Source organism: Streptomyces sp. NBC_00597 (assembly GCF_041431095.1).
In the GTDB taxonomy this organism is placed as follows: domain Bacteria; phylum Actinomycetota; class Actinomycetes; order Streptomycetales; family Streptomycetaceae; genus Streptomyces.
The window spans coordinates 1,484,619-1,508,873 of sequence record NZ_CP107757.1 but is presented as its reverse complement, the minus strand read 5'-3'; the positions used below and the strand labels follow the sequence as shown (position 1 = coordinate 1,508,873).

The 24,255-nt window shown below is 72.9% G+C and carries 24 protein-coding genes; 12 read left to right on the top strand and 12 right to left on the bottom strand.

Features of this window, described 5'->3' with window-relative positions:
• A complete protein-coding gene (locus OG974_RS06455) occupies positions 1-960 on the top strand; it encodes an aldo/keto reductase (protein ID WP_328761565.1) in 960 nt (319 codons plus the stop codon).
• A 36-nt stretch (positions 961-996) separates the two neighbouring features.
• Here OG974_RS06455 and OG974_RS06450 read toward each other — a convergent pair whose 3' ends face one another.
• The gene (locus tag OG974_RS06450; protein WP_327281663.1) at positions 997-1,326 is read right to left on the bottom strand and encodes a hypothetical protein; all 330 of its coding nucleotides are present in this window, start codon (positions 1,324-1,326) and stop codon (positions 997-999) included.
• Positions 1,323-1,499 carry a hypothetical protein gene (locus OG974_RS06445; protein WP_327281662.1) on the bottom strand — a complete coding sequence of 59 codons (177 nt, stop codon included), beginning with the start codon at positions 1,497-1,499 and terminating at the stop codon, positions 1,323-1,325. Before OG974_RS06445 ends, OG974_RS06450 begins: the two co-directional genes overlap by 4 nt.
• A 93-nt stretch (positions 1,500-1,592) precedes the next feature.
• Here OG974_RS06445 and OG974_RS06440 point away from each other — a divergent pair, with 93 nt between their 5' ends.
• Complete coding sequence (locus OG974_RS06440; protein WP_327281661.1) at positions 1,593-2,231, top strand: TetR family transcriptional regulator; 639 nt, start codon at positions 1,593-1,595, stop codon at positions 2,229-2,231.
• A gap of 100 nt (positions 2,232-2,331) precedes the next feature.
• Positions 2,332-4,146: a protein kinase gene (locus OG974_RS06435; protein WP_328761562.1), complete on the top strand. Its 1,815-nt coding sequence runs from the start codon at positions 2,332-2,334 to the stop codon at positions 4,144-4,146.
• Between the two features lie 70 nt (positions 4,147-4,216).
• Here the strand turns inward: OG974_RS06435 and OG974_RS06430 are convergent, their stop codons facing one another.
• The 3 genes from OG974_RS06430 to OG974_RS06420 form a co-directional block, all read right to left on the bottom strand.
• Positions 4,217-5,044, bottom strand: a complete 828-nt coding sequence (locus tag OG974_RS06430; RefSeq protein ID WP_327281659.1) for a tyrosinase family protein — start codon at positions 5,042-5,044, stop codon at positions 4,217-4,219.
• Entirely contained in the window at positions 5,041-5,469 is a 429-nt protein-coding gene (locus OG974_RS06425; protein ID WP_327281658.1) for a tyrosinase family oxidase copper chaperone, read from the bottom strand. The genes OG974_RS06430 and OG974_RS06425 overlap by 4 nt, the downstream gene beginning before the upstream one ends.
• A 163-nt stretch (positions 5,470-5,632) precedes the next feature.
• Positions 5,633-6,226 (bottom strand): hypothetical protein, encoded by a 594-nt coding sequence (locus tag OG974_RS06420; RefSeq protein ID WP_327281657.1) that lies wholly within the window; start codon positions 6,224-6,226, stop codon positions 5,633-5,635.
• A 374-nt stretch (positions 6,227-6,600) separates the two neighbouring features.
• On the opposite strand from OG974_RS06420, the gene OG974_RS06415 reads away from it, so the two are divergent.
• The 6 genes from OG974_RS06415 (at position 6,601) to OG974_RS06390 (ending at position 15,835) form a co-directional block, all read left to right on the top strand.
• Complete coding sequence (locus tag OG974_RS06415) at positions 6,601-7,896, top strand: flavin-dependent oxidoreductase (RefSeq protein WP_371645735.1); 1,296 nt, start codon at positions 6,601-6,603, stop codon at positions 7,894-7,896.
• Positions 7,893-8,873 (top strand): hypothetical protein, encoded by a 981-nt coding sequence (locus OG974_RS06410; RefSeq protein ID WP_327281655.1) that lies wholly within the window; start codon positions 7,893-7,895, stop codon positions 8,871-8,873. The genes OG974_RS06415 and OG974_RS06410 overlap by 4 nt, the downstream gene beginning before the upstream one ends.
• Before the next feature lie 96 nt (positions 8,874-8,969).
• Positions 8,970-9,986 carry a zinc-binding alcohol dehydrogenase family protein gene (locus tag OG974_RS06405; RefSeq protein WP_327281654.1) on the top strand — a complete coding sequence of 339 codons (1,017 nt, stop codon included), beginning with the start codon at positions 8,970-8,972 and terminating at the stop codon, positions 9,984-9,986.
• 1,127 nt (positions 9,987-11,113) lie between these two features.
• On the top strand, positions 11,114-14,458 hold the full coding sequence (locus OG974_RS06400; RefSeq protein WP_371645732.1) for a CHAT domain-containing protein: 3,345 nt from the start codon (positions 11,114-11,116) through the stop codon (positions 14,456-14,458).
• A 163-nt stretch (positions 14,459-14,621) separates the two neighbouring features.
• Positions 14,622-15,173 carry a DUF4232 domain-containing protein gene (locus OG974_RS06395; RefSeq protein WP_327281652.1) on the top strand — a complete coding sequence of 184 codons (552 nt, stop codon included), beginning with the start codon at positions 14,622-14,624 and terminating at the stop codon, positions 15,171-15,173.
• Positions 15,174-15,274: 101 nt separating this feature from the next.
• Complete coding sequence (locus OG974_RS06390) at positions 15,275-15,835, top strand: hypothetical protein (RefSeq protein ID WP_327281651.1); 561 nt, start codon at positions 15,275-15,277, stop codon at positions 15,833-15,835.
• A 57-nt stretch (positions 15,836-15,892) separates the two neighbouring features.
• Here OG974_RS06390 and OG974_RS06385 read toward each other — a convergent pair whose 3' ends face one another.
• Both OG974_RS06385 and OG974_RS06380 read right to left on the bottom strand, forming a co-directional pair.
• Positions 15,893-16,417 (bottom strand): hypothetical protein, encoded by a 525-nt coding sequence (locus tag OG974_RS06385; protein ID WP_327281650.1) that lies wholly within the window; start codon positions 16,415-16,417, stop codon positions 15,893-15,895.
• A gap of 105 nt (positions 16,418-16,522) precedes the next feature.
• Positions 16,523-18,121 (bottom strand): MFS transporter, encoded by a 1,599-nt coding sequence (locus OG974_RS06380; protein WP_327281649.1) that lies wholly within the window; start codon positions 18,119-18,121, stop codon positions 16,523-16,525.
• A gap of 133 nt (positions 18,122-18,254) precedes the next feature.
• Here OG974_RS06380 and OG974_RS06375 point away from each other — a divergent pair, with 133 nt between their 5' ends.
• Positions 18,255-18,698, top strand: coding sequence for a MarR family transcriptional regulator (locus OG974_RS06375; protein WP_327281648.1), 444 nt, complete (start codon positions 18,255-18,257; stop codon positions 18,696-18,698).
• 75 nt (positions 18,699-18,773) lie between these two features.
• Positions 18,774-19,046 (top strand): hypothetical protein, encoded by a 273-nt coding sequence (locus OG974_RS06370; RefSeq protein WP_327281647.1) that lies wholly within the window; start codon positions 18,774-18,776, stop codon positions 19,044-19,046.
• Between the two features lie 67 nt (positions 19,047-19,113).
• Here OG974_RS06370 and OG974_RS06365 read toward each other — a convergent pair whose 3' ends face one another.
• The 4 genes from OG974_RS06365 to nadE form a co-directional block, all read right to left on the bottom strand.
• Positions 19,114-19,593, bottom strand: a complete 480-nt coding sequence (locus tag OG974_RS06365; protein WP_327281646.1) for a hypothetical protein — start codon at positions 19,591-19,593, stop codon at positions 19,114-19,116.
• Between the two features lie 116 nt (positions 19,594-19,709).
• Positions 19,710-20,426, bottom strand: a complete 717-nt coding sequence (locus OG974_RS06360) for a hypothetical protein (RefSeq protein ID WP_327281645.1) — start codon at positions 20,424-20,426, stop codon at positions 19,710-19,712.
• Positions 20,427-20,526: 100 nt separating this feature from the next.
• The gene (locus OG974_RS06355; protein ID WP_327281644.1) at positions 20,527-21,729 is read right to left on the bottom strand and encodes a serine hydrolase domain-containing protein; all 1,203 of its coding nucleotides are present in this window, start codon (positions 21,727-21,729) and stop codon (positions 20,527-20,529) included.
• 266 nt (positions 21,730-21,995) lie between these two features.
• Positions 21,996-22,832 (bottom strand): ammonia-dependent NAD(+) synthetase, encoded by an 837-nt coding sequence (gene nadE / locus OG974_RS06350; RefSeq protein WP_327281643.1) that lies wholly within the window; start codon positions 22,830-22,832, stop codon positions 21,996-21,998.
• Positions 22,833-23,118: 286 nt separating this feature from the next.
• On the opposite strand from nadE, the gene OG974_RS06345 reads away from it, so the two are divergent.
• On the top strand, positions 23,119-23,586 hold the full coding sequence (locus OG974_RS06345; protein WP_371645728.1) for a hypothetical protein: 468 nt from the start codon (positions 23,119-23,121) through the stop codon (positions 23,584-23,586).
• 13 nt (positions 23,587-23,599) lie between these two features.
• Here the strand turns inward: OG974_RS06345 and OG974_RS06340 are convergent, their stop codons facing one another.
• Positions 23,600-24,220: a TetR/AcrR family transcriptional regulator gene (locus tag OG974_RS06340; protein WP_327281641.1), complete on the bottom strand. Its 621-nt coding sequence runs from the start codon at positions 24,218-24,220 to the stop codon at positions 23,600-23,602.
• Positions 24,221-24,255 lie beyond the last annotated feature (35 nt).

Here is a 24,255-nt window from a genome sequence, read left to right as displayed (position 1 = left end):
ATGGCGATCACACCACCGGAGAAGGACGGCGCCCGGCTGCTGTACGGCTGCATGGCGCTCGGCGGCAGCTGGGACACCGATGCGTACGGCTCCGCCGACATCGATGCGGCCGAGGCGGCGATCGTGGCGGCGCTGGAGAGCGGCATCGACACCTTCGACCATGCCGACATCTACCGCCGCGGCAAGGCGGAGGCCGTCTTCGGGGAGGTGCTGTCCCGTACCCCGGGCCTGCGCGAGCGGATCGTGCTCCAGACCAAGTGCGGGATCCGGCTCGCGGAAGGCGACCGCCCCGGCATCTACGACCTGCGCGGCGCCAACATCGTGCGGCGGGTCGAGGAGAGCCTGGTGCGCCTGCGCACCGACGCCGTCGACGTCCTGCTGCTGCACCGGCCCGATCCGCTGGCCGACCCGCAGGACGTCGCGGCGGCGCTCACCTCGCTGCGCGCGCAGGGGCTGGTCCACAGTTTCGGTGTCTCGAACATGAACGCCGCCCAGATCGCCCGTCTCCAACGGCACCTCGAATTCCCGCTGGTCGCCAACCAGCTGGAGATGAGCCTGGACCGGCGGGACTGGCTGGAAGACGGCGTACTCGTCAACACGGCCGCGGCGGCGGCGAGCGGATTCCCGGCCGGGACCGTCGAGTACTGCCTGGACAACGGTGTCCGCCTCCAGGCCTGGGGCGCGCTGGCGCAGGGCCGTTTCACCGGTGCCCAGGAGAGCCCCGCCGAGCGGGCGACGGCCCGCCTCGTGCGCGAACTGGCCGAGGTGAAGGGCACGACGCCCGAGACGGTCCTGCTGTGGTGGCTGCAGCGGCACCCCGCCCGGATCGCCCCCGTCGTGGGGAGCGGGCGTCCCGAGCGCATCCGGGCCTGCCGCGACGCCGCGCTGCGCGAACCGGAGCTCACGCACGAGGAGTGGTACGACCTGTGGCTCACCGCCCGCGGAGCCCCGCTGCCGTAGCGGGGCGGGCGGGCGGACGGGTCGGTGGCGCGGCGGTCAGCCGATGCTCCACGACCAGGTCTGGTCCGCGCTGACCAGACAGACGAGGACGACGAGGTCCGCGATGCCGAGGGCGAGACCGAGCCGTGCGCGGCCGGGCCGGGTCGTACCGCGGTGCAGTGCGAGCGCGGCGAGGACGATCGAGGCCGGACCGAGGAGCAGGTTCAGCGCGAGGAGACCGACCAGGCCCAGCACGAAGGAGGCCACCGCCATCCCGTCGGCCTGACGGACGGCCGCCGCGGGCGCGGGAGCGGCTGCGGCTGCGGGCCCGGGCTTGGGCGCGTGGGCGTGGGTGTGGAGCGCGGTGTCGGGGGCGTTCACGGTCATCCCTCCCGTCGGCCGGCCGGCCGGTGGTGGCGGGCCGTCCGCTCGCGGACCGCGAAGACCAGCAGCCAGCAGCCGATCGCGGCGGTGGCGGCGAGTGACACGGGGACGGGGACGTGGGCCACGGTTCCGAGGGCGATCCCCATCAGCATGAGGGCCGCTATCAGGAAGAGCATCGTGCTTCCTCCAAAACAGGAGACAGTTGTGCACTGACTGCTCAGTCTAAATGCAGTGAGCGAATATGAGGAATCGGGGGTTGACTTTTCGTCATGAGTGAGACCATCGGGGCACGCCAGGCCCAACGCCACAAAACCCGCAGGGCCTTGCTGGACGCGGCCCTGTCACTGTTGGAGGAGCAGAACCTGGGCAGCCTCGGGCTGCGCGAGGTGACCCGGGTGGCCGGGGTGACCCCGACGGCCTTCTACCGGCACTTCCGGGACACCCAGGAACTGGGGATCGCGCTGGTCGACGAGGCGCTGCAGAGCCTGCACGCCGCCGTCCGCTCGACCCTCGCCGCCTCCGGCGAGGCCGCGCAGCGCATCGACACGACCGTGGATCTGATGGCCGAACTCGTACGGGAGTACCCGGCGCACATCCGCTTCATCGTCCGCGAGCGGCACGGCGGCGTACGCAGGGTGCGCGAAGCGGTGGCCGGTCAGCTGGACGCGTTCGCGGGTGAGGTGGCCGATCGCCTGGGCGCCGATCCGCTGAGTGCGGGCTGGAGCGCGGACGACCTGCTCATGCTGGCACGGCTTTACGTCGACCACATGGTGATGACGGTGTCCGCCTACCTGGCCGCCGGCCCGGACGACGTGGCGCGGGCTGCCGTCACGCGCACCGCGCGCCGCCAGCTCCGGCTGATCCACGCGGGACGGCTGAACTGGGCCGCCGCGCAAGACCGTCTCTGACGCCCCGCCGAGGGGATCGTGGCGGTCCGGCGGCGCCCAAGTATCCTCAGCCCGACGGGATTTGGCTGACCACCGAGACACCGGACGACGAGGGGCAGACATGTGGGGGCGGGGGACGGTTCTCGGGGACCGGTACACACTGGCCGAGCGGATCGGCGGTGGCGGCATGGGCGAGGTCTGGCGAGCCGACGACGATGTGCTCAGACGGCAGGTAGCGGTGAAGGTGCTGCTGCCCGCGCTGCTCGACGACCCCTCGTTCGCCGCGCGGTTCCGCCGCGAGGCCACGGTCCTCGCCTCGCTCAGCCACCCGGGCATCGTCGACGTGCACGACTACGGCGAGAGCCGGATCGAATCCGGTGAGCAGGTCGCGTACATCGTCATGGAGCTCGTCGAGGGGCGGACGCTGACCGAGGTCCGCGCGCAGGACGGACCCCTCCCGGCCGCACGGGCACTCGACATCGCCGGGCAGGCCCTGGACGCCCTGCACGCCGCACACCTCCAGGGCGTCACGCACCGCGACATCAAGCCGTCGAACCTGATGCTCGGCGACGACGGCCGCGTCACCGTCACCGATTTCGGCATCGCCCGTTCCAGCGCGGCCAGTACGGGCATCACCGACTCGCACGCGGTGCTGGGCACGGCGCTCTACATGGCCCCCGAGCAGGCGGAGGGGCTCGGCGCCGTCGCAGCGTCCGACCTCTACTCCTTGGGCGTGGTCTGCTACGAACTGCTCACAGGGGAACCGCCGTTCACCGGCGAGTCAGTGGTCGAGATCGCGCTCAAGCACATCCGGGAGCCGGTGCCGGACCTCCCCTCCGAATTTCCGGAGCCCGTGCGCGCCTTCGTCGCCAGGGCGTTGGCCAAGCGGCCCGAGGAGCGCTACGCAGACGCCTCGGTGATGGCCGCGGCGGCGCGGCGCGCGGCAGCCGGCCGGCCGCTCGGCGAGCTCGACGCGCCGGCGGGACCGGTCGTCTCCGGGACAGGCCGGGATCCGGTGGCGGGAGCAGAGCTGCGGCGGACCTGGTGGGACCGGCTGCGCATCCCGGCGCAGGTCTCCGCACCGCTCGCGATCGGGGTCACCGTGACGATCACGGTCTCGGTGGCCGTCACCGTCTTCTACATCGACCCGGGTGCCCGGCGGACCGACGCGAGCGTGGCGGGACAGCGGCCGTCCGCCTCGATTTCCGCGCCGGCGTCCGGCAGCGGGAGCCAGAGCCAGAGCCCCGGCGCGGCCCCCTCGGCGAGTGCGGCGGCCGGGACGCCGGATGCCGGGGTTCCGGCTCCGGGCGACCATCCGGGTGTGCAGGGCGGCGGGGGCGCTGCGGCGGGCGGCATCGGCGGCGCGGCCCCGGCGGCGAACCCCCCGACGGCAGCAGGCGGTTCCGGCAACGGCGGGAGCCAGCCCGGTTCCGGGCCGAGCGGCGGCGGCGCCGGGGGCGGGACCAAGCCCGGAGGCGGGGGCTCGACCCCCGGCGGGACGGGCAACGGCGGGACCGGCGCGCCGCAGGGCTGCGGGGGCGCCGGGTGGGGAGCCATCACCAACGTCGGTGACGGGCTCAAGATCGGCGTGAGCGGCGCCGCGCCGCAGGGCGGCGCGAAGGTGGTCATGGGCGGCACCACGGCTTTCGGGTGGCTCCACGAGAAGAGCAACTACGACAGCTTCAAGACGTGCGGCCCGTCCGGTATCGCGATGTCCCGGGCGCTGACGCAGTTCGGTGACACCGTGCGCGTCGAACTCGCCGGCCAGTTCGCCGGCGACGTGTGGTGGAACCTGGAGCCGGCCCCCTCGTCGGGTGCCTACTACATCAAGGACATCTCGTTCCAGGGCGGGTGCCTGACGGACAACGGCGCCGGGAACCAGCTGACGGTCATCGCCTGCTCCGGGAGCAAGGCCCAGCAGTGGCGGCTCGGCTGAGGGCCACCCCCTGCGGCCTTCGCCGCGCCCGGCCCGCCGACCCCGGTCCGGGGTCGGCGCGCCGCCGCCATCAGTGCTCGGTGTCGAACGTGTAGAACTTCCGGTGGTCCAGCAGGTCGGCCGGAGTCACGTTGTTCCACGGCCTCATCGGCTTGTGCAGGTCGACGACGTCCTGCGTGGCCGCGGTTGGCAGGTATCCGGACTTCGGGTTCCGGCGCTGCCACTCGGCCCACAGCATGTCGATGAAGGCGTGGTGCATCCAGAACACCGGGTCGTTGGGCGAGGCCGCGCTGGCCATCTGGCCGCCGATCCACATGTGGACCCGGTTGTGGAGGTTGGCGCCGCGCCAGCCCTCCAGGTGGTTGCGGAAGCCGTCCGAGGCGCTGTTCCAGGGGGCCGCGTCGTACACGGGCATGGCGAGCACGGCGTTCACCTCGGCCTTGGTCGGCAGCTGGGTGCCGCCCCCGCCCAGGGTGCGCCGCAGGTACGTGCGCCTGTCCACCCCCACGGTGACGGCCCACTTGCCTCCTCCGTAAGCGAACGGGCCGTCGACGACCTGCCCGTCACGGTCGCGGCCGGTGCCGCCCAGGAAATCGGCGGCCCAGAGCGAGGAGGCCGCGGTGCGGTCCTGCGTCCAGTCCCAGTAGGGGAGCGAGACCTTCGGGTCCACCTTCTGGAGCTCGGCTTCGAAGTCCAGCAGGAAGCGGCGGTGCCAGGGGAGGAAGGAGGGGGACCGGTGGCCGACCCGGTCGCCGAAGTCGCTGTCGGTCATGAGGAAGGTGTTGTGAACGGCGGCGAAGCGGTCGTACGTACCGTTCCGCTTCAGTTCGAGCAACGCACCCGTGAAGGCGCGCTTCTCGTCCGCGGTGAGCTTGGCCTGGTTCTTGCGGACGGTCATGACGTGCCTCCCGTGGGGCCGAACGGAGCGAGTGCGGCGCCCTGGAGGTCCCGTACGGCGGCGCGGACGACCGCGACCGGGTCGGGGAACGTCTGGTAGTGGTTGACGACGCTGACCCAGCTGCCGTCGGCGTTGCGCATCACGTGCAGCTCGTTGCCGTCGATGCGGACGGTGGGCAGCTCGGGGGAGTGGTGGCCGCCCTGGTGCTCGCCCCCGCCGAAAGTGATCTGGATGCGGCGGCCCTCGTAGACCTCGTCGATGGTGCCGGTGGGTATGGGGCCGGGCGACGACGCCGCGGCCGCCTCCTTCGGGTCCCCGCCCGGCGAGGACGAGCCGGAGACCTTGATGACGGCCGCGGTCACTCCTGCGGCGGCGAGCGCGCCGGCAGCAGTACCCAAAGCCTGTCGGCGGGTGATCTTCTTCATGGCCTGAAGAGGTATCAGAAGGGCCGGAACGCGCGATCAGTGCCCCACCCATCTAATTCGGCCCCTCCGGATCCTGCATTCCACATCGGCGGAACGCGCAAGGACTCCCCGCCGCATCCGGAACCGGGAACGCGGGCGGGGAGTCCGAGTACGGGTGCGGCGGTCAGCCTTCGCGCGCCGCCACCGGAACCGGCCGGCGGGGGGACCGCGCCGTGCCGCCGCCGTCCACGTGGTTCGCCTTGAGCGCCGCGTACGCGCTGCACAGCGCCTGCGTACGGACCTGCCGCCGGTCCGCGCAGGCCGTCAGATCGCCCGCGCACTGCAGCTCCCACCGGGGGAAGCGGCGCCGGGACATGGCCACGGCGGCACTGGGGGCGAAGTACAGCATCGTGGTGTTCTCGTGCGGGTTGTGCGCCGACCCCTCGTAGACCATTCGGCCGGTGGTCTCCAGCCGGTCCGCCAGGCGGGTGAGGGTCCGCTCGTCGGGCCGGTCCATGAACAGGCCGACGTGGTTCTCGAAACCGTGGACGCGCTCCTGCGCACCCACGTCGTCGGTGTACCCGGGGCCGCACCGCGGGAAGAGGAAGACCTCGACCTCCGGCGCCAGACCGGCGGTGACGCGCAGCCGCGTCACCCGTATGTCCGCATCGTCCGGGAGCCAGTGACGCTCCACCAGACGGCGCTTGACCAGCACGCTCGGTATGGTGGTCGAAGCGGGCCAGCCGTTTTCCTCGAAGTACGCGAGGGCGGATTCCACTGTTTCCGGGAACAGTAGCGTTGCACAATGCGATACAACGCATCGGCTCTTGATTTCCCGTTTGAGATCGCCCGGTATCCACGGTGGCAGGAGTGCGTCCAGTGGCTTTTTGGAGGCGTGGAGGGCGTAGTCAACAGCATGCTGGAGGCGCTGGACGTCGCACGGTTCGAACGTCACCTGAGGCATGTCGCAGCCTTTCTGTTGCCGACACTTGATTAAAGCCATGTCACCCATCAGGCGGCACTCGGCCATGGTCTGATCGGGTGAACGAACATGGCTGACCTGCGCATCTTGACCTCATGTAACCGTGGTTGTACTCATCGGTGAAGTACCGCACTTTCAACGGAAGGCGTCTTTCCCAGGAGGTAGAAGGCATGTCTCCGTACGGCCGAAAGAATGCTCCGCGCATCGTCATAGCCGGTGCCGGAATTGGCGGATTGACCACGGCCTTGAGTCTTCACGCGGCAGGGCTGGACGATGTGCTCATCGTCGAAGCGTGCCCCAACCTGCGCGCTGTGGGTGCGGGCATCAATCTCCAGCCCGCCGCCGTGCGGGAGCTGACCGAACTCGGATTGGCGGAAGCGCTCGACGAAGTCGCCGTCGCGACTGCCCGGTTGGAGTACCACCACCGCTACGGCGGCAAGATCTGGTCGGAACCGCGCGGCCGCGCCGCCGGCTACAACTGGCCGCAGTACTCCGTGCACCGGGCCGACCTCCAGGACATCCTGCTGTCGGCCGTACGGGACCGGCTCGGCCCCGGGGTGCTGGTCACCGGAGGCCGCCTCATACGCTACGAGCAGGACCGGGACCGCGAGCGGCCCACCGTTCGGGCGTACGTGGTGGACCGGCCGGGCCCGCTCTCCTGCGACCTGCTCATCGGCGCGGACGGCATCAACTCGGCCGTGCGCGCGACGATGAACCCGCACGAAGGGCCGCCGCTGGGCAACGGGATATGCATGTGGCGCGGGGTGACCGAAGCCCCTCCCTTCCTCGACGGACGCACGATGGTCATCCTCGGCTGCAACGCACGGGTGAAGGCCGTGGCCTATCCCGTCTCCCGGCCCGGCAAGGGCGGCCGCTGCCTCCTCAACTGGGTCGTCGAGAGCCGCACCGCCGACGGACTCGGCGAGGACGACGCGCGGGGCGCCGACTGGGACCGCGCGGTCCCCCCGGAAGAGGTCCTCCAGCACCTCGAAGGCTGGCGCAGCGACTTCCTCGACCTCCACGGCATCATCGCCGCAGCACCCCGCATCGGCCGCTACCCGATGATCGACCGCGACCCGCTGCAGGCCTGGACGGACGGCCGGGTCGTCCTCCTCGGAGACGCCGCGCACCCCTTGTACCCGACCGGCTCCAACGGTGCTTCGCAGGCGGTCGTCGACGCCCGCGTCCTGGCGTACGAACTGGCCCACCACGGCGTGGACGAGGCGCTGGCCCGGTACGAGGCGGACCGCCGGCCGCAGACCACCCGGCTCCTCGCCGCGCACCGCCGGCTGGAACCCGACCCGGTGCTCCGCCAGGTGGAAGCCCTGGCCCCGGACGGCTTCCACGACATCCGTCACGTGCTGCCCGAGGACCGGCTGGACGGCATCAAGTCCTGTACGCGCCAGGTCACCGGCGTGGACGCCACCGCGCTCAACGCGCGTTCCTCCTGGAGCGTCGCCGTATGAACGGCTCCCGCACGCGCGCCACCGCCGTCGCCGCGCTCGGCTCCGCCGCACTGCTGGCGGCGCTCCTGTCCTCCATCGGCCGGCCGGCGGTCCCACCACCGCCCTCCGGTTCCGCCGCGCGCATGCCCGCCTGCGGCAAGGACACCGGCAGAGCGGCCTGCTCCACGTACGGCCGCGCCGCCCGGCTGGGCGGCGGGACCGTCCGGACGTACAGCGAGTACCAGGGCGGGATCCCCAAGGCCCTGGGCATAGCCCTGACCGCCTCCGCCGTCACCGGGCTGCCCACCGCCGCCGCCACCGACGGCAAGCACTGCTATGACGCGGACGACGACGGACACCTCGACGGGGGCCACGAATGCGTCGGCGGCCACAGCCTGGAACTCGCGCTCCCGGCAACCCCGGCCGCCGCGGCCGGCCTGCCCTTCCAGTGGGCCCTGTTCAACTGGAACCCGAAGGGCCACAACCCGCACGGCCGCTACGACGTCGCCCACTTCGACGTGCACTTCTACCTCGTGCCCCGCACCGTCAGGGAGGCGATCAAGACGGGCGGCTGCGCACTGCTCATCGCCTGCGACCAACTGGCCGAAGCCGGCCGGCCCGTCCCGGCCGCGTACCTGCCGGCGGGCTACCCCGCGAGCAGCCCGCAGACCGCGGAGGGCGCCATGGGCGCCCACCTCGACAGCCGGCCGCCGACCACGGGCACGCTCAGCGGCCAGACCTTCATCTACGGGGCGTACGGGGGCGACCTCATCTTCATGGAGCCCATGCTCACCAGGGACTTCCTCCAGCGGCACCGCACCGCGCCCGCCCACCGCACCTGCGAGGCCATCCCCCAGCCGGCCGCATGGCGCACCCCCGGCTGGTACCCCACGCAGTACTGCACCGCGTACCGCCCCGGCGAGGGCGACTACACGGTCTCGCTGACGGAGTTCGTCCACTCCGGCGGGGCTCGCCGCCTTGCCACGGCGGTCCGCTGAAGCCCTGCCGCGTGGCGCAGCCGGCCGGGCCGGCCGGCAGCCATCACAATCGGAATGTCCGTCATGCCGCCTCATCACCCATTTGGGGGCTAGTTCATGTACGCAGCCGTGGTCCACGCCCTGGGGCAGCCACCCCGGTACGAGTCCGTGCCCGAGCCCGTCCCCGCGTCCGGCGAGGTGGTCGTCGAGGTACTGGCGGCCGCGCTGTACCCGCTGGTGCGCTCGTTCGCCTCGGGCGGCCACTACACCGGCGGCGACGCGCTGCCGCTGGTCCCCGGGTTCGACGGGGTGGGCCGGACCTCCGCCGGCGAACTGGTCTACATCCCGGTGCTGGAGCCCCCGCACGGGACCATGGCCGAGCGTGTCGCCGTACCGGCCGCCGCACTCATGCCCGTACCGCGCGGGCTCGATCCGGTCACCGTCGCCGCCGTCATGAACCCCGCCTCCTCGGCCTGGATCGCACTGCGCGAGCGGGGCCGGCTGCGCGAAGGGGAGTCGGTGCTCGTCCTCGGCGCCACCGGCAACGCCGGACGGGCCGCCATCCAACTCGCCCTCGACCAGGGCGCGGGCGCGGTCGTGGCGGCCGGGCGCGATCCGCAGGCGCTGCGGGCCGCGGCAGCTCTGGGCGCTCACCGGACGGTGCAGCTCACGGGCTCGGACGAGGAGATCGCGGCGGCCTTCGGTGCGGCTGCCGCGGACGTGGACATCGTGCTCGACTACCTGTGGGACCGCCCTGCCGAGCTGGCGCTCGACGGGATCCTGCGCCACCGTGCCGATCTCACCCGTACCCTGCGGTGGGTGCAGGTCGGATCCGCGGCCGGGCCCGACATGACCGTGCCGTCCGCCTGGTTCCGCAAGGCCGACGTGAGCGTCTGCGGCAGCGGGCTCGGCTCGATCTCCGGCGCCCGGCGCGCCGCCGCCCTGCGCGAACTGCTCGCCCGGCTGCCCGCCCTGGCGCCGACCACCGAGGTGGTCACCGTGCCGATGTCCGAGATCGAAACCGCATGGGATTCCCCGACGTCCTCCGGGGCCCGGCTCGTGTTCGTCCCCGGCGGCGCCGACGAACGGGCCTCCGCGGCGCGCGAAGCCCACAAGGACAGGGAAACCGTCTGACCGGATCCCCCACCCGTGACGGGCCCACCCGTGACGGGCCCACCCGTGACGGGTCCCCGCCGTGCGGCCGCGGCGGTGGGCTCGGCGCCAGGTACAGGCCCAGGGTCCCACCGGTCTCACGGGTGAGGGGACCGGGCAGGTCCGGGCCGAGCGGGCCGCCGAGCTCGCGGGCATGCAGGCGCGTCGCGGCTCCGAGCCGGGTGGCGTGGGTGGAGGCGGCAGAACGCGGGCGGTGGCGGCCCGCCAGGGCGGGAGCCGGCCACCGCCCCAGCGCGAGCGGCAGGTGGAGCACGGCGCAGGCGGTCAGCGCGGTGGCCCGGCCGAGGGCCGGACGGGCGGCGGTGACCTCACCGCGCGTGGTGTCGGGCAGGACCAGCCACAGGTGCGGCCACAGCGCGGCGAGGTAGGGGCGCACGTCGCGGTCGATCCGGACGGACGCGGCATGGATGCGGTCGCCGCTCCACGTGGGCCGGCCCGCACGCTCGGGGCTTGTCCGGACCATCGCCGCCCGGGCGCCGCGTGTGCGGGCGACCGCGGCTTCCTGCTGGTGCCGGTGCCGGTGCCAGGCCTCGGCGGACGCACGCCGGCGGGAGGTGATCCGCTGCACGGGGCGGCGGGCCGGAGCAGGTCGGTGGGCTCGTCCGCGGCGGAGCCGAGGGGCCTGCGCGATGCCCCGATGGCCGCGGCGCCGCCCAGTACAGCGGCCAGCGGCACGCCCCGCCGATGCCGCGGACGGCGGGCGCGACTCGCCGGACCCTTCACCGGACGGGCCGACGGCATGAACCCGGCGCTCCCGCTGTACGCGTGGAGGCCCTGGGGGTCGCCCAGAGCCTGGAGCACGCAGTGCAGCGACGCCGACCGCGTGCGCCGTCTCCCGCTCCCGACGGCCCCGCGCCGCCGCGAACACCCCCGCCAAGACGGCGTCGTCACCGGCCGGACCGCGGCGCAGGCGCCGGCGGATCGCGTCCGCGTTCGCGCATACGAGCCCCAACTGCCGCGTGGTCTCGTCGACCTCGGCCGTGTTCCCCGTTCCCCCGGGTCGGCGCCCGCCGTCGCCGTCTCCGTCGCGGAGCGTATCCGAGGAACCACCCGCCGCTGCAAGGACCGTGGCACTAGCATCACCCGACGTGAGTGATGCGGGGGACCCAGAGCGCACCGTACGGCCGGCCGCGGTGCAGGCGATGGAGGAACGGCTGGAGCGGGTCATGCTCCACCGGGACCTGACCCCCGTGGTCGAAGCCGGTGCCCTCGACGACGCGCAGCGGCTCGCGGAGCTGCTGTCCGGCGAGGACGACCTCGTCGTCCGCCATCTGCTGGGTTGGTTCCACTGGTTCCGCCACCAGGCGATACCCGCACCTGCGGACCAGAGCCACGAGCAGGATCAGGGCCAGGGCCAGGGACACGACCGGGGCCAGCCGGATCTGCGCGCCGCCGTGGGGGCCCTCACCGCGTGTTTCCTCGCCGGCGACGACGATCTGCCCGTACCGTTGCTGCCCCTCATCGCGGAGAGCGCCGCCGGGTACGCCTTCGAACTCCTCGCGGACCTGCGGGAGTCGGACGACCCCGTTCGGCTCGCCGCCGTGGCGAACCTTTGGCAGCGCATCGTCGCGGCCCTCCCCGCCGGGCATCCCCACCGCGCCGTCCACCTGAGCGCGTTGGGCAACGTACTGCGGATCAAGTTCGGACGGGGCGGCCCGCCGGCCGATCTCGACACCGCGATCGACCGCTTCCGCGAGGCGCTGTCGACGGCCCCCGACGGGCCCGGCCGCGCCATGTACCTCTTCAACCTCGCAGACGCACTGCGCGTCCGGTCCCAACGGGCCGGAGCGGCGGCGGATCTCGACGGCGCGGTCGGCCTGCTCCGTCAGGCGGCACAGGCCGCCCCGGAGGACGGCCTCTACCAGGGGCTCGTCCTGACGACCCTCGCGAGAGCGCTGCTCGCCCGGTTCGAGCGGGCCGGAGCGGTGGCGGATCTGGACGGCGCCATCGCCGGGTACCGGGAAGCGGTGCACGCGTTCCCCGGAGGTCACCCCGGCCGGACCGAGGGCCTGTCCAGCCTCGGCAACGCGCTGCGGATCAGGTCCGAGCGGACCGGCTCCGTCACGGACCTCGACGCGGCCGTCGAGGCGGGCCGCCGGGCGGTGGACGCGGTGCCCGCCGGCCACCCCGGGCTCCCGACGTTCCTGTCGAACCTCGGGCTCGCCCTCCAGGCCCGGTTCCTGTGGACCGGCCTCCCCGAAGACGTGGACGCCGCCATCGAGACGTGGCTCCGCGCCGTGCAGGCGGCGGCCCCCGGCCATCCCGACCGCGCGATGTTCCTGTCCCACCTCGGCGGAGGCCTTCGGGCCCGGTACGAGCGGATCGGAGGCCTCGCGGACCTGAACGCCGCCGTCGACCGCCATCGGCAGGCGGTCGACGCCGTACCCGCCGAACACCCCGACCGCGCGCGGTACCTGTCCCACCTCGGCCTCGCCCTGAGGACCCGCTTCGGCCGGACCGGAGACCGCACGGACCTGGACGAAGCGATCGCAGCGGGCCGGCTGGCGTCGGAGGCCGTTCCCGCCGACCACTGCGAGCGTGCCACCTACCTCGACAATCTCGCAGACGCACTGCTCGTACGGTTCGACCGCGACCGGACCGCCGCGGACCGCGAGGCGGCCGTGCAGGCCTGGTCGACGGCATCGGCGGCGGAGTCGTCCCCGCTGCCGGTCCGGATCCACGCGGGGATGTCCGCGGCCCGTCTGCTGGCGCGGTCCGGCAAGGCGGAAGAGGCGGCGCGAGCAGCGGACACGGCGGTGCGCCTGCTGCCCCGCACGGCGCAGCGCAGACCTGAGCGCCCGGACCGGCAGCACGCGATCGGCGACGTGGCGGGCCTGACCGGTACCGCCGCCGCGCTCGCGCTCGCCGCCCCGGGCGGCACGGCGCAGGAGCGGGCGGAGCGCGCCCTCGGGATGTTGGAGGTCGGCCGCGCCGTACTGCTCGGCCAGGCGCTGGACGACCGCAGCGACCTCACCGAGCTGCGCGAACGCCATCCTGAACTCGCGCGCCGGTTCACCGAGTTGCGGGACGGCCCCGACCGGGTCCCGAACCCGCTCACCGCGGCCGGCCCGGGCGACGGCGCGGGGCCCCCATTGCCGCGCCACGACGCGGTGAGGCACGAACGGCCCCGGCTGGCGGCGGAGTTCAGCGACCTCCTGGCCGAGATCCGTGCCTGGGAGGGCTTCGCCTCCTTCGCCCTTCCGCCCAGCATCGACGAACTCAGGGCCGAGGCGGTCCACGGGCCGATCGTGGTCTTCAACGTCAGTTCCCACCGCAGCGACGCGCTCCTCCTCACCTCCGAGGGCATCCGCAGCCTCCCGTTGCCCCGACTCGACCGCACCACCGTGATCGACCGGGTCAACGCCTTCCGGCAGGCCCTGCACACGACGTTGGCTGTGGCGGACCCGGCCGGGAGCGTGGAGGCACAAGCCGTGCTCGTCGACGTGCTGGAGTGGCTGTGGGACGCCGCAGCCGGGCCCGTACTGGACGCCCTGGGACTTCCGGGCCCGCCCCCGCCCGAAGCCGGGGGGACCGCTGACCTGCCCCGTGTGTGGTGGGCGCCGGGCGGACTGCTGGGCCTCCTCCCGCTGCACGCCGCCGGCCACCACACCGACGCGCCGCACGACCCCTGCCGGCGCACGGTGATGGACCGGGTCGTCTCCTCCTACACCCCCACCGTGCGCGCACTGCGCCACGCCCGCGAGCGCGGCCGGCACCGGCACGACGACCCGGCAGCGGCCGGGCGGGCGCTGATCGTCGCCATGCCGACCACGCCCGGACTGCCCGGGGGAGGCCGGCTGCGCTTCGTTGACGCCGAGGCCGCGATGCTGGAGGCCCGCTTCCCCCGCCCCATCGTCCTCAGGGAGAGCCGCCGGCCCGGCGCACGTAGCGGTCCGGCACCGGCCGCCGACCCGACGAAGGCCAACGTACTGGCACACCTGCCGCTCTGCGCGATCGCACACTTCGCCTGCCACGGCACCAGCGATCCCACAGACCCCTCACGGAGCCGGCTGCTGCTCCACGACCACGCGGACGACCCGCTCACCGTCAAGAGCCTCGCCCCCGTCGCACTCGACCACGCCAGGCTGGCCTACCTGTCCGCCTGCCGCACCGCGGCCACCGACACCGCCGACCTCCTCGACGAGGCCGTCCACCTCGACGAGGCCGTCGACCTCAGCTCCGCGTTCCAGCTCGCGGGCTTCCCCCACGTCATCGGCACGCTGTGGGAGATCGACGACCAGACCGCCGTCGGCATCGCCCGGGCCTTCTACGACGGCCTCAGGACGGAGTCGGCGGCCGTCGACCCCGACCGGGCCGCCCGTGCCCTGCACGCGGCCGTCCGACAGGTCCGGGACGGCGACGACCTGCCGCCCGGCCATGACCGCAGACGAGCCCCACTCCTGTGGGCGGCCCACCTCCACGCCGGGGCGTGAACCGGCCGACGGGACGGTTTGGTGGGACGCTGGGAGGAGGCAGGCCCCGAGCGCAGAGGCGTCGACCGCCCTTGTGACGCTCCCGGGCAGCGCTCCGGCGCTTGCGGGCGGCCCGGGCTCCGGGCCGCCCGCGATCCGCGCCGTTCACCGTGGAGGACAACCCATGAAATGCGCAACGCGAAGTGGCGCCCTCAAGGCCTCGTCCGTACTGCTCGTGGCGGGTTTCGTCGCCGGGGGCCTGATGGCGGGTGCCGGGTCCGGGACAGCTGCCACCGGGGACGCCCCACGCGCCCCGGCGGCCGCGTGCACCAGCAAGCAGATCGCCGCGACCAGTGCGCAGTCGACCGGGTCCGGGGCGGTGATCACGGTGACCAACAAGGGTCCGAAGGCGTGCGTGCTGACGGGCTTCCCCAGCGTGGCCCTCGCGGGCCAGGGCTCGCCGGACAAGAACAAGCCCCTACGGGTGCTCAACCAGGGGCGGTCCGCCCCGGTGCAGCTGGCGCCCGGAGGCCGGGCCTCCGCGCAGCTCTCGTTCACACCGGTGCTCGGTGAGGCGGACGGCTACTGCGCCTCCGGCGCCGACCCCTTCGTCGCGCCGACGATGGTGGTGGGTGTCGCCGGCGGTCGCTACCAGCTGGCGCCCGCGGACGGCAGTGAGTTCGCGCTCTGCGGCAACACCGTCCGCGCCACCGCCTTCCGCGCGGCCGGCTCCTGACACTGCCCGGGCCGGCGCCGCGATGCGGCTGGTGACGGTGGGTTGATATAGCGTGCGCACGTCAAACATGTAATCGCACGCGTTTACGGGGGATTTCCCGCATGACCTACCCGCCACAGCCGGGCCCCGGCGGCCCCGGCCCCTACGGCCAGCCCGTCCCGCACGCCCAGCAGCCGCCGCAGGGATACCCGCCCCAGCCGGGATACGGGCACCCGCAGCAGCCCGGCTACGGACAGCAGCCCCAGCCGGGCTACGGACAGCCGCAGCAGCAGTACCCCTTCCCGCAGCAGCAGTTCGCCCCGCCCCCGCCGCCCGCCCGGAGCGGGGGTCTGGGGGTCATGAAGATCCTCAAGATCATCGTCGGCGTGATCGTCGTCATCGCGTGCGTGGTGGGCTACTTCGCCAGCCAGGACGATGCCGACAAGGCGGAGGTCGGGGACTGCCTGACGAACAAGGGGACCACCGTGAGCCCCGACCTCCAGGTGGTCGAGTGCGGTGGCGCCACCGCCCGCTACAAGGTGGTCAAGGTGATCCCCGACACCCTCGACACGAGCCAGTGCCAGGGCAAGTCGGACATCGGCTACCACGAGCAGATGAGGGGCTCCCGGCGCAGCTCGGGCAAGCAGTTCGTGCTCTGCATCGACGAGCTCAAGAAGAGCTGAGCCGGGCGGCGCCGCTCCGGGCCGCGGCCGGACGAGGCCGCGGCCCGGAGCGCCGTCTCAACTCCCGAAGAGGGACCGGTAGGGCTGGTCCTCCGGTGTGAAGACGAGGACGAAGTCCCCTCCGGCCACGACGGCCACCTCACGCAGACGGGCCAGGACGTCCTCCTCGGCGGGAAGTTCGAGGCCGAGGGCTGCTGCGGCCCGGTCGCGTTGCGCGAACAGGTCCGGCATGTCCTCCAGGTAGTCGTCCGCTATCTGCCGGCTCTCCTCCACGGTGAACGTGCCGCAGTCCCGCCACCAGGGGACGACCAGCAGCAGCCGCAGGAGTTCGGGCAAGCCGATCGCGACCAGCGCGGCGCCCCCTTCGGAGTCCGCGTACAGGACGGGACGTTCCTCGCCGCCTTCTCCGCAGAAGAAGAAGGTGCCGCCGCAGCCGTCGCCGGCGAAGCCCTCCAGCGCGGCGCCCGAGGCGAGGTGGACCTCCTCGACGTGATCGTCCCGGTCCAGGTCGAAGTCCGCCGGCCAGGCGAGGAACTGGGCGGCCCCGTCGTGTTCGCGGATGGCGGTGATCAGCGATCGCATGAGTGCCAGGTTATCTCCACGCCCGCCGGCACCCATCGGGGGCGTGGCGCCGAGCCCGGGCCGTCTTCCGGATCAGGCCGGGCCCGGCGCCGCTCCGGTTCGGGTTCAGGAGGCCGTCCGGCCCGTCGCGAGGGTCGGGCGGGGGCCGTTCGCCTGCCCGGGGCGGCGCTGCGGGCGGAATCCGAACGCCAGGACCGCCGCGCCGACCAGTGCGAATCCCGCGGTCCAGAGGGCTCCGACGTGCATGGCGTGGATGAACGCCGCGTCGGCCGCTTCGGCCAGCCGGGGGTCGTGCGTCGCGGCGGCCACGTGCCGGGCGAGCTCGGCCGAGACGCGGGCCTGGCTCTGCACCGGATCCGGAAGACCCGTCAGCGAGCCTTCGATCGAGGCGCGGTAGGCGAGCGACGTGATCGTACCGCCGGCCGCGATCCCCAACACGCTGCCGGTCTGGCGCAGCGTGCTGTTGACCGCGCTGCCCGCGCCGGCCTGCTCCAGGGGCAGGGAGCCCAGTACGGCACCCGTGACGGGAGCGATCACCATCCCGATCGAAGTGCCCTGCACCAGCATGACCACCGAGTACCAGGCGATCGGCGTGGTCGCGTCGAACAGGGCCAAGGAGCCCATCGCCAGACTCGCGACGCCCAGCGCGGTCGTGCAGACGAGGCGGACCGACGTCCGACGGGTCAGCCGGACGGCGATCGGCGAGCCGACGATCACGCCGAGCGCGCCCGGAAGCCCGAGGAACGAGGCGTCCAACGCCGAGTACTGGCGCGCGCCCTGCAGGTAGAAGGCGAGGTAGAAGGAGCCCGCCGTCATCGCCAGGAAGACCGTCATCAGAGTGATGTTCCCGGTGGCGAAGCGGCGCTGCGCCAACAACCGGGGGTCGAAACTGGGTTGGGAGATGCGCAGTTCGGTGACGACGAACGCCGCGATCAGCGCGATGCCCGCGGCGGTGCATCCCCACACGCGCGGCTGCGTGAAGGAGGCGTCCTGCCCGGCGCGGATCAGACCGTACGCGAGCAGGCCCAGGCCGCCCGTCGACAGGATCAGCCCCGCCGGGTCGAGGCGGCGGACCTGCGGGCTGCGGGAGTTCGGCACGAACCGCACGATGAACCCGAGGCCGAGGAGGACCACCGGCACGTTGACGAGGAACACCGAACCCCACCAGAACCGGGCGAGCAGCCCGCCGGCCAGGATCGGCCCCGCGGCGATGCCGACCCCGGCGAAGGACGACAGCGTGCCGAAGGCGGCCGGTCGCTGCTCGGGCTCGAACGTCCAGCTCACCACCGCCATGGTGGCCGGGACGAGTAAGGCGGCCCCGGCGCCCATCACGGCCCGCGCCGCGACGAGTTGGCCGGACGTCGAGGCGTAGGCGGCGAAGGCCGACGCCGCGCCGAACAGGGCCATGCCCGCGAGCAGGGTGGTGCGGTGGCCGAACCGGTCGCCGAGGGCGCCCCCGGTGAACATCAGCCCGGCGAAGGCCAGCGTGTAGGCGCCCGTGGCCCACTGGAGTTGGCCGGGCGTGGCACCCAGGCCGGTCACGGGGTCGCTCAGCGTCTCGAAGGCGGTGGACAGGATGGTGCCGTCGAGCCAGATGAGGAGTTGGGCGAAGACGAGAACGCCCAGGATGAGCCGCTGACGGGATCGCGGTGGATGTGGCTGCGACTGTGGCTTTGATGGCGGCGGGTGGATGGCGGATGACATGCGTGACTGCCTTCGGCTCGGGAGGGTTCGGCGCTGTCGCGCGCTAGAATCGACAGGTACCTGACGTTCTGCCGCGCCATCCTGGCAAACTCGTCAAGTTCCTGTCAATCAAACTGAGTTCGGAGGTCGTCACGTGGGCGAGAACAGCCACGATCGCGTGCTGAGTTTCCTGGTCCGCCACACCTGGCTCAGCATGCGGGCCGCGATCGGGGCCGAGTTGGAGGAGTTCGGCCTCACCGTGCCGCAGTTCGCGACCCTGATGATCGTGAAGTCGTCCCCGGGCATGTCGGTCGCGCAGCTGGCCCGTTCGGTCGGGAGCAGCCGCCAGGCCGCTAACGAGATGCTCGCGGCCCTCGAACGCGACGGGCTGATCACCCGCTCCGCGCACCCCACCGACCGCAGGACGCACCAGGTGCACCTCACCGGTCTCGGAGCGACCCGCTACGAGGACGCGCTCCCGGCCGTCCGACGACGGGAGGCCGAGCTGCAGGCGGGACTGGCGCCGGATCAGCGCGAGGCGGTCTTCGCATGGATGTCGGCGATCTCCACCGCCTGTCACGAGCCGGGGGTCGGCTGACCTCCCGCCCGGCCGGCCGCTGCGCCGGGCGGGGGAGGGGCAGTCACGGTGCGGGCGGCCCGTCGTTTCCCGGACATGACTGATCTCATGGTCCAGATCCCGGCCGACTGGCTGGCCCGGGTGTTCCTCTCGCTCCGCCGCGGCTCGTCGCAGGACGCCCAGGTCTCGGCAGCGGAGCTGCAGCCCTTCACCGAGAAGCCCGGACAGCGGATCCCGGTGCCGCGGGCGACCGTTCTGCGCAGCGAGCTGGCGTTGCGGGGAGAGGTCGAGGGTGTCCGGGAAGACGAGCGGCGGGCACGGCTGTTGGAGGAGGCCGACTACCTGATCACCGCTCGCCGCGACGCATAGGCGTCGCGTCGGCTCGCGAGCCGGGACGTGAGCCGGGTCGCGTCCCGGCTCCCGTCCCGGCTCCCGCTCAGTAGACGAGCTTGTACGTCACGTCCTTGGGGACCGGGTGCGGCGCGGTGTCGGTGTAGAGGAGCCGGATGGTGGTGTAGCGCTGCACGTCGGGGTGCTCGGGCCAGCGCTGCGGGTGGCTCAGCGTCACCGTGACCGGGTACGGGCGGAAGCGGCCCGCCGCGCAGTACGGGGTGCAGTCGTTCACCATGTCGGTGCCGGTGGCCGTCGCGGTCCGCTTGCCCCAGGAGTCCCAGCGCAGCCCCACGAGACGGTTGTTTCCGTCGCCGCAGGCCAGCAGGTACTCCTCGGGCCGCACGCGGGCCCGGGAGAAGCAGTCGACGACCACGACCGGGTCGGGATCCCGGGGGGCGGCCCGGGTCTGCGCGGATGCCGGTACGGCGCCGGCCACGAGGGCCGTGGCCGCGCACAGCAGGGTGACCGTCCGCATCCTGGCTCTGGGTGCGGGAGCGAGCCCGCCCTCTTGTGAAGCGTCCACGAAGCCCTCCTCGCGGCTCGGGTCCCGCCCTCATGGGTCCAGCCCAGCTTCCCCCATCCGGGCGCACCCCGCACCCGCTGCGGCGGCCGGCCGGGGCGCGGCCGCCGTGGGCCGGTTCAGGAGACGGCGTACCACTGGCTGGCCCAGCCGGTGTTGATGGTGCTGGTGGACTGCTCGGCGAGGTTCACGGTGGCCGGCAGGGAGGTCTGGCCGGTCAGGACCGTGCTGTAGCGGAGGTTCGGCGGGGTCAGGCCCGCGTTGACCGAGATCCCGGCGCCCGTGGACTTGAGGGTGAGTGCGTTGGTGGCCCAGGTGCCGTTGAGGAGCAGGGCGATGAAGTAGGTGCCGGGGGCTGCGGTGAACGGCTTGGCGAGCGGCAGCGGCTTGGCGATCGCGTCGGTCATCAGCTGGGGCGAGATGTCCGCGGTCGACGCGCGCAGGGTGCCGCCGGCGTCGTAGACGCCGAGGTAGGACTGGGAGAGCTGGGCGTTCGGGTCGATGCCGGCCAGCCCCAACCAGACGTTGGACCAGGTGATCTGCTCGCGCAGCACGATCCGCACCAGCGTGACCCGGCCGCCGACCCCGGCTGCGGACTGGGCGGTGACGTGGCCCGCGTCGTTGGGGTCGCCGGTCCAGGCGAGCAGGTTCTGGTCCTGCGGGCGGGGGCCCTCGTACCCGGCGCCGCCGCCCGGCGCGACCGGAGCGGGAGCGGCGGCGCTGCTGGCGCCCTTCCCGTGCGGGCCGTCACCGGACGTGGTGCAGCCGGTCAGCACGAGCAACGCGGCGAGAGCGGCGGCGAGGCCGGTCGAGAGGAAGGTGGTACGGGTGCGCATGGTCCCCCCATGAGGTGCGGATGTGCCAAAGGGGCCATGGTCACACGGGCCGCATCCACCGCCCACGTGCGGCCCCGTCACCGCAGGCCCGACCCGGGGACTACTTCGGCGGAGCGGCCACCGGCGCGGGCCAGAGGTGATCGGGGGTCACGATCGAGGTGACCGCGTTCCCGATCAGGCCGGACAGGTTCTTGCCGTGGTGGTCCATGTCGCTGTTGACGAACACGACGAGGGTGGCCTTCTCTGCGGGGAGCTGGGCGGCGATGGTCTCGTAGCCGGGCAGCTCGCCGTTGTGGCCGAGCCAGCCGTTGAAGTCGAGGATGCCGAGGCCGTACGAGGCGCCGGGAACGTTCCCGATCGGCAGTGTCCTGAGCCGCTCCGCCTGCGTCTTCCTGGTCAGCAGCCGACCGTCCGCGAGCGCGGGGGCCCAGGTGTGCATGTCGTTCAGGTCGGAGATGACCCCGCCGGCGGCCCAGGCCCAGGAGGGGTTCCAGTTGGTGGCGTCGGCGACGGCGCCCTTCGGGGTGAAATCGGTGTACCCGTGGGCGTGCGGGTCGGGCATGGCGCTGTCGCCGGGCAGCGAGGTGCCGCGCAGCTTCAGCGGCGTGAACACGTGATCGCGGAGGTAGTCGCCCAGGCCCTGGCCGCTGACCTTCTCGACCAGCATCCCGAGCAGGACGGTGTTGGTGTTGCTGTACTGCCACTTGGCGCCGGGCTTGAAGTTCGCGGGATGGCTGAAGGCGACGTCCAGGAGCTGGCGCGGGGTGTACGAGCGGTGCGGGTCGGCGCGCATTCCCGCGAGCCATGCCTCGTCCGTCGTGTAGTCGAAGAGACCGCTGCGCATGTCCGCCAGCTGGCGCAGCGTGACGGCGCCCCCGCCGGGAACGCCGGAGACGTACCGGGAGATGGGGTCGTCGAGGCGGACCTCGCCCCGGTCGACCAGCTGGAGGACCCCGGTGACGGTGAAGGTCTTGGTGACGCTGCCGATGCGGGTGTACAGGTCGGACTTCATGGGCGTGCCGGTCTGCTTGTCCGCGATGCCGAAGGACTTCTCGTACACGCCGCGGCCGGGCATCCAGAGGCCGATGTTGACGCCGGGGACCCCGGCCTCCTTCATGATCTTCGTGATCGCCGCGTCCAGCTTCTGCACGGTCGCGGGATCGAAGTTCTCGCGCGCGCAGGCGGCGGCGGGCCGGGCGGGGTCGGTGCCCGCGCACAGTGCGGCGAGCAGCAGGGCCGCGACGGCGGGTACGGTCGTCCGGCGCGATCGCCGCCGTCCGGGGAACGGGTGGTACCGGCCCATGATCGGTCACCTCTGCCCAGGGTCGACGAGACGAGCGTCCCCGAGCCCCCGAGGTGCTCCACCCATCGTAGGAGCGCCGCCCCCGACCTGCCCGGTCGGGGGCGGGGCGGCGGTGCGTACCGTGCCTTGGCTGCACGTGGTTCCGGAGGCCTGCGCGAGGGCAACCGCGGCGCAACTGCGTTCCTGGGTCTGGCGGCCTAGCCACCGGTAGGCGCAGCAGTGCGTGGTGGGGGACGGGGCGGCGCGGGGCGCCGCCCCGGCCGCGATCAGTGGGTCGGGGCGATCGGGAGTTGGCGCTTGTGTTCGGTCAGGCGGTAGCGGCGGACGATCGTGTCGAAGGCGCGCTCGTCGACCGGCTTGCCCTCCAGGAAGTCGTCGATGTCGTCGTACGTGACACCCAGCGCGTCCTCGTCGGCCTTGCCCGGGTCCAGGGTCTCCAGGTCCGCCGTGGGGGTCTTCCAGACCAGCTCGGCGGGGGCGCCCAGGACGTCGGCCAGGGCGCGCACCCGGCGCTTGGTCAGCCCGGTCAGCGGGACCAGGTCGGCCGCGCCGTCGCCGAACTTCGTGAAGAAGCCGGACACCGCCTCCGCCGCGTGGTCGGTACCGACGACCAGGCCGTCGTGGGCGCCGGCCACCGCGTACTGGGCGATCATGCGCTGGCGGGCCTTGATGTTGCCCTGTACGAAGTCCTGGTGGTGGGCGTCCCGGAAGACGGTGCCGCCGGCGAGGGCGGCCTCCAGCGCGGCGTCGCTGGCGGGCTTGACGTCCACCGTCAGCACCCGGTCGGCGTTGATGAAACCGAGCGCGAGCTGGGCGTCCTTCTCGTCGGCCTGGACACCGTACGGCAGCCGCATCGCGTGGAACGTCGCCCCGTGCCCGGCTTCGCGGGCCCGCTCCACGGCGAGCTGGCACAGCCGTCCGGCCGTGGTGGAGTCCACTCCGCCGCTGATCCCGAGCACCAGGGAGCGCAGGCCCGTCGAGGTGAGGGCTTCCGCCAGGAAGGCCACCCGGCGCTCGATCTCCCGGTGTGCGTCGAAGGACTCCGACACCTGGAGTTCCCGGGCGATCTCCTGCTGCAGAACGGTGGACGCCGGCCGGCTCACGGCTGCTCCTCGTGGTCGAAGTGGTTCATGGTCGCTGCCCTGCCGACCCTAGTCGAAGCCCGCGGACGGCCCGAAAGCGGGCGGCCCGTTCAGTGACGGGCTCCGGCGCCCGCGACCGTCCCCCAGCAGCGCAGGCATCGGCGCCTGCCGACCCCGTCGGGCCGACCGGCCCGGCCGGGTCGACGAAAAAGGGGGCTTCGAGGGGCTTGACGGACGACACCCAAGGTTATGACACTCGAAGTGCAAGTTGTTTGTGGTCCGTATGTCCCGGGGGCAGGAGGCAGTCATGCCGAAGAGCCGAACCCGAATCCGAAACCGGGCGTACGGCCTCGCGGGGATCGTGATGGGCGCGGTCTGGGTCATGGGCTCGGACACCACCGCCTGGGAACACGCCCTGCGCGTCCTCGCCCTCGTCGTGTGCGCCGGAGCGGCGATGGCCCTGCTCCAGCGCCGTCGGGCCCGACTCGGCCGGCCAGCGGACCACCGGCTGCACTCCGGCCTGCTGCTGGGCAAGGTACTGCTGGTCGCCGCGGCCCTGATCGTCGACGGCCTGCTCGGCCTGTGGATCCCCGAGCCGAGCCCGATCACCGCGGCCCTACTGTGCGTGGCCATCGCGGTGGGCGGCCCCGCCCTGCACCGGCGGCTCTCGCGCGACGGGAACGAGCACCCGCAGCCCCGGCAGCCCGGATCGCGGGACGTCCTGGTGCTGTCCCGGGCCGAAGCCGGCGCCGGCGTCGGAGTCGGCGGGGAGTGAGCGGGTCGGGGCGCTAGGCCGTGTCCGTGGTGGCCAGCAGGGCGTGCACGGCCGTTTCCATCGTCCGGGTTGCGGCCTCGACGCTCAGGCCGCTGCTGCGCCAGTGGTACCAGGCGCCCCACGTGGTCACGGCGTCCAGCCCGTGGAGCAGTTCGGTCCTGCGCCCGGCGGGCGCCCGGTCGAGCTCCTCGCCGAAGATCTCGACCAGCCGTGCCCGTGCGAAGTCCAGGACTTCCCGCTTGACCTCGCTGATCCGGTCACCGGGCTGCTCCAGGCGCAGCAGGGTCAGCTGGGCCGGTGTGATCCATTCCAGGATCCGTGCGCGTTGCTCCGTGAGCGCCGAGACCCGTGCGGCCCGCGGACCGTCCGTCGGTAGGGGCCTGATCTGCTCGATCAGCTGCTCCAGGCGCCTCGCGATGGCCGTCTCGACCAGCTGGGACATGTCGGCGTAGTGGTGGAAGACCAGTCGGCGGGAAACGCCGGCGCGCTCGGCGACGCGTTCCGCGGGGAAGTGCGATTCCCCCTCGTCGAGCAGGGCCAGTACCGCGTCCGCGATCTTCACGCGGGACTGTCGGCTGCGCTCGGCGCGGCCGTCCGTGAGTCGTTCCTCTGGCTGCTGAGCCGACTGCTGCACGTTGACCCCTCCCGGCCTCGCTCGTCGCCATTGTC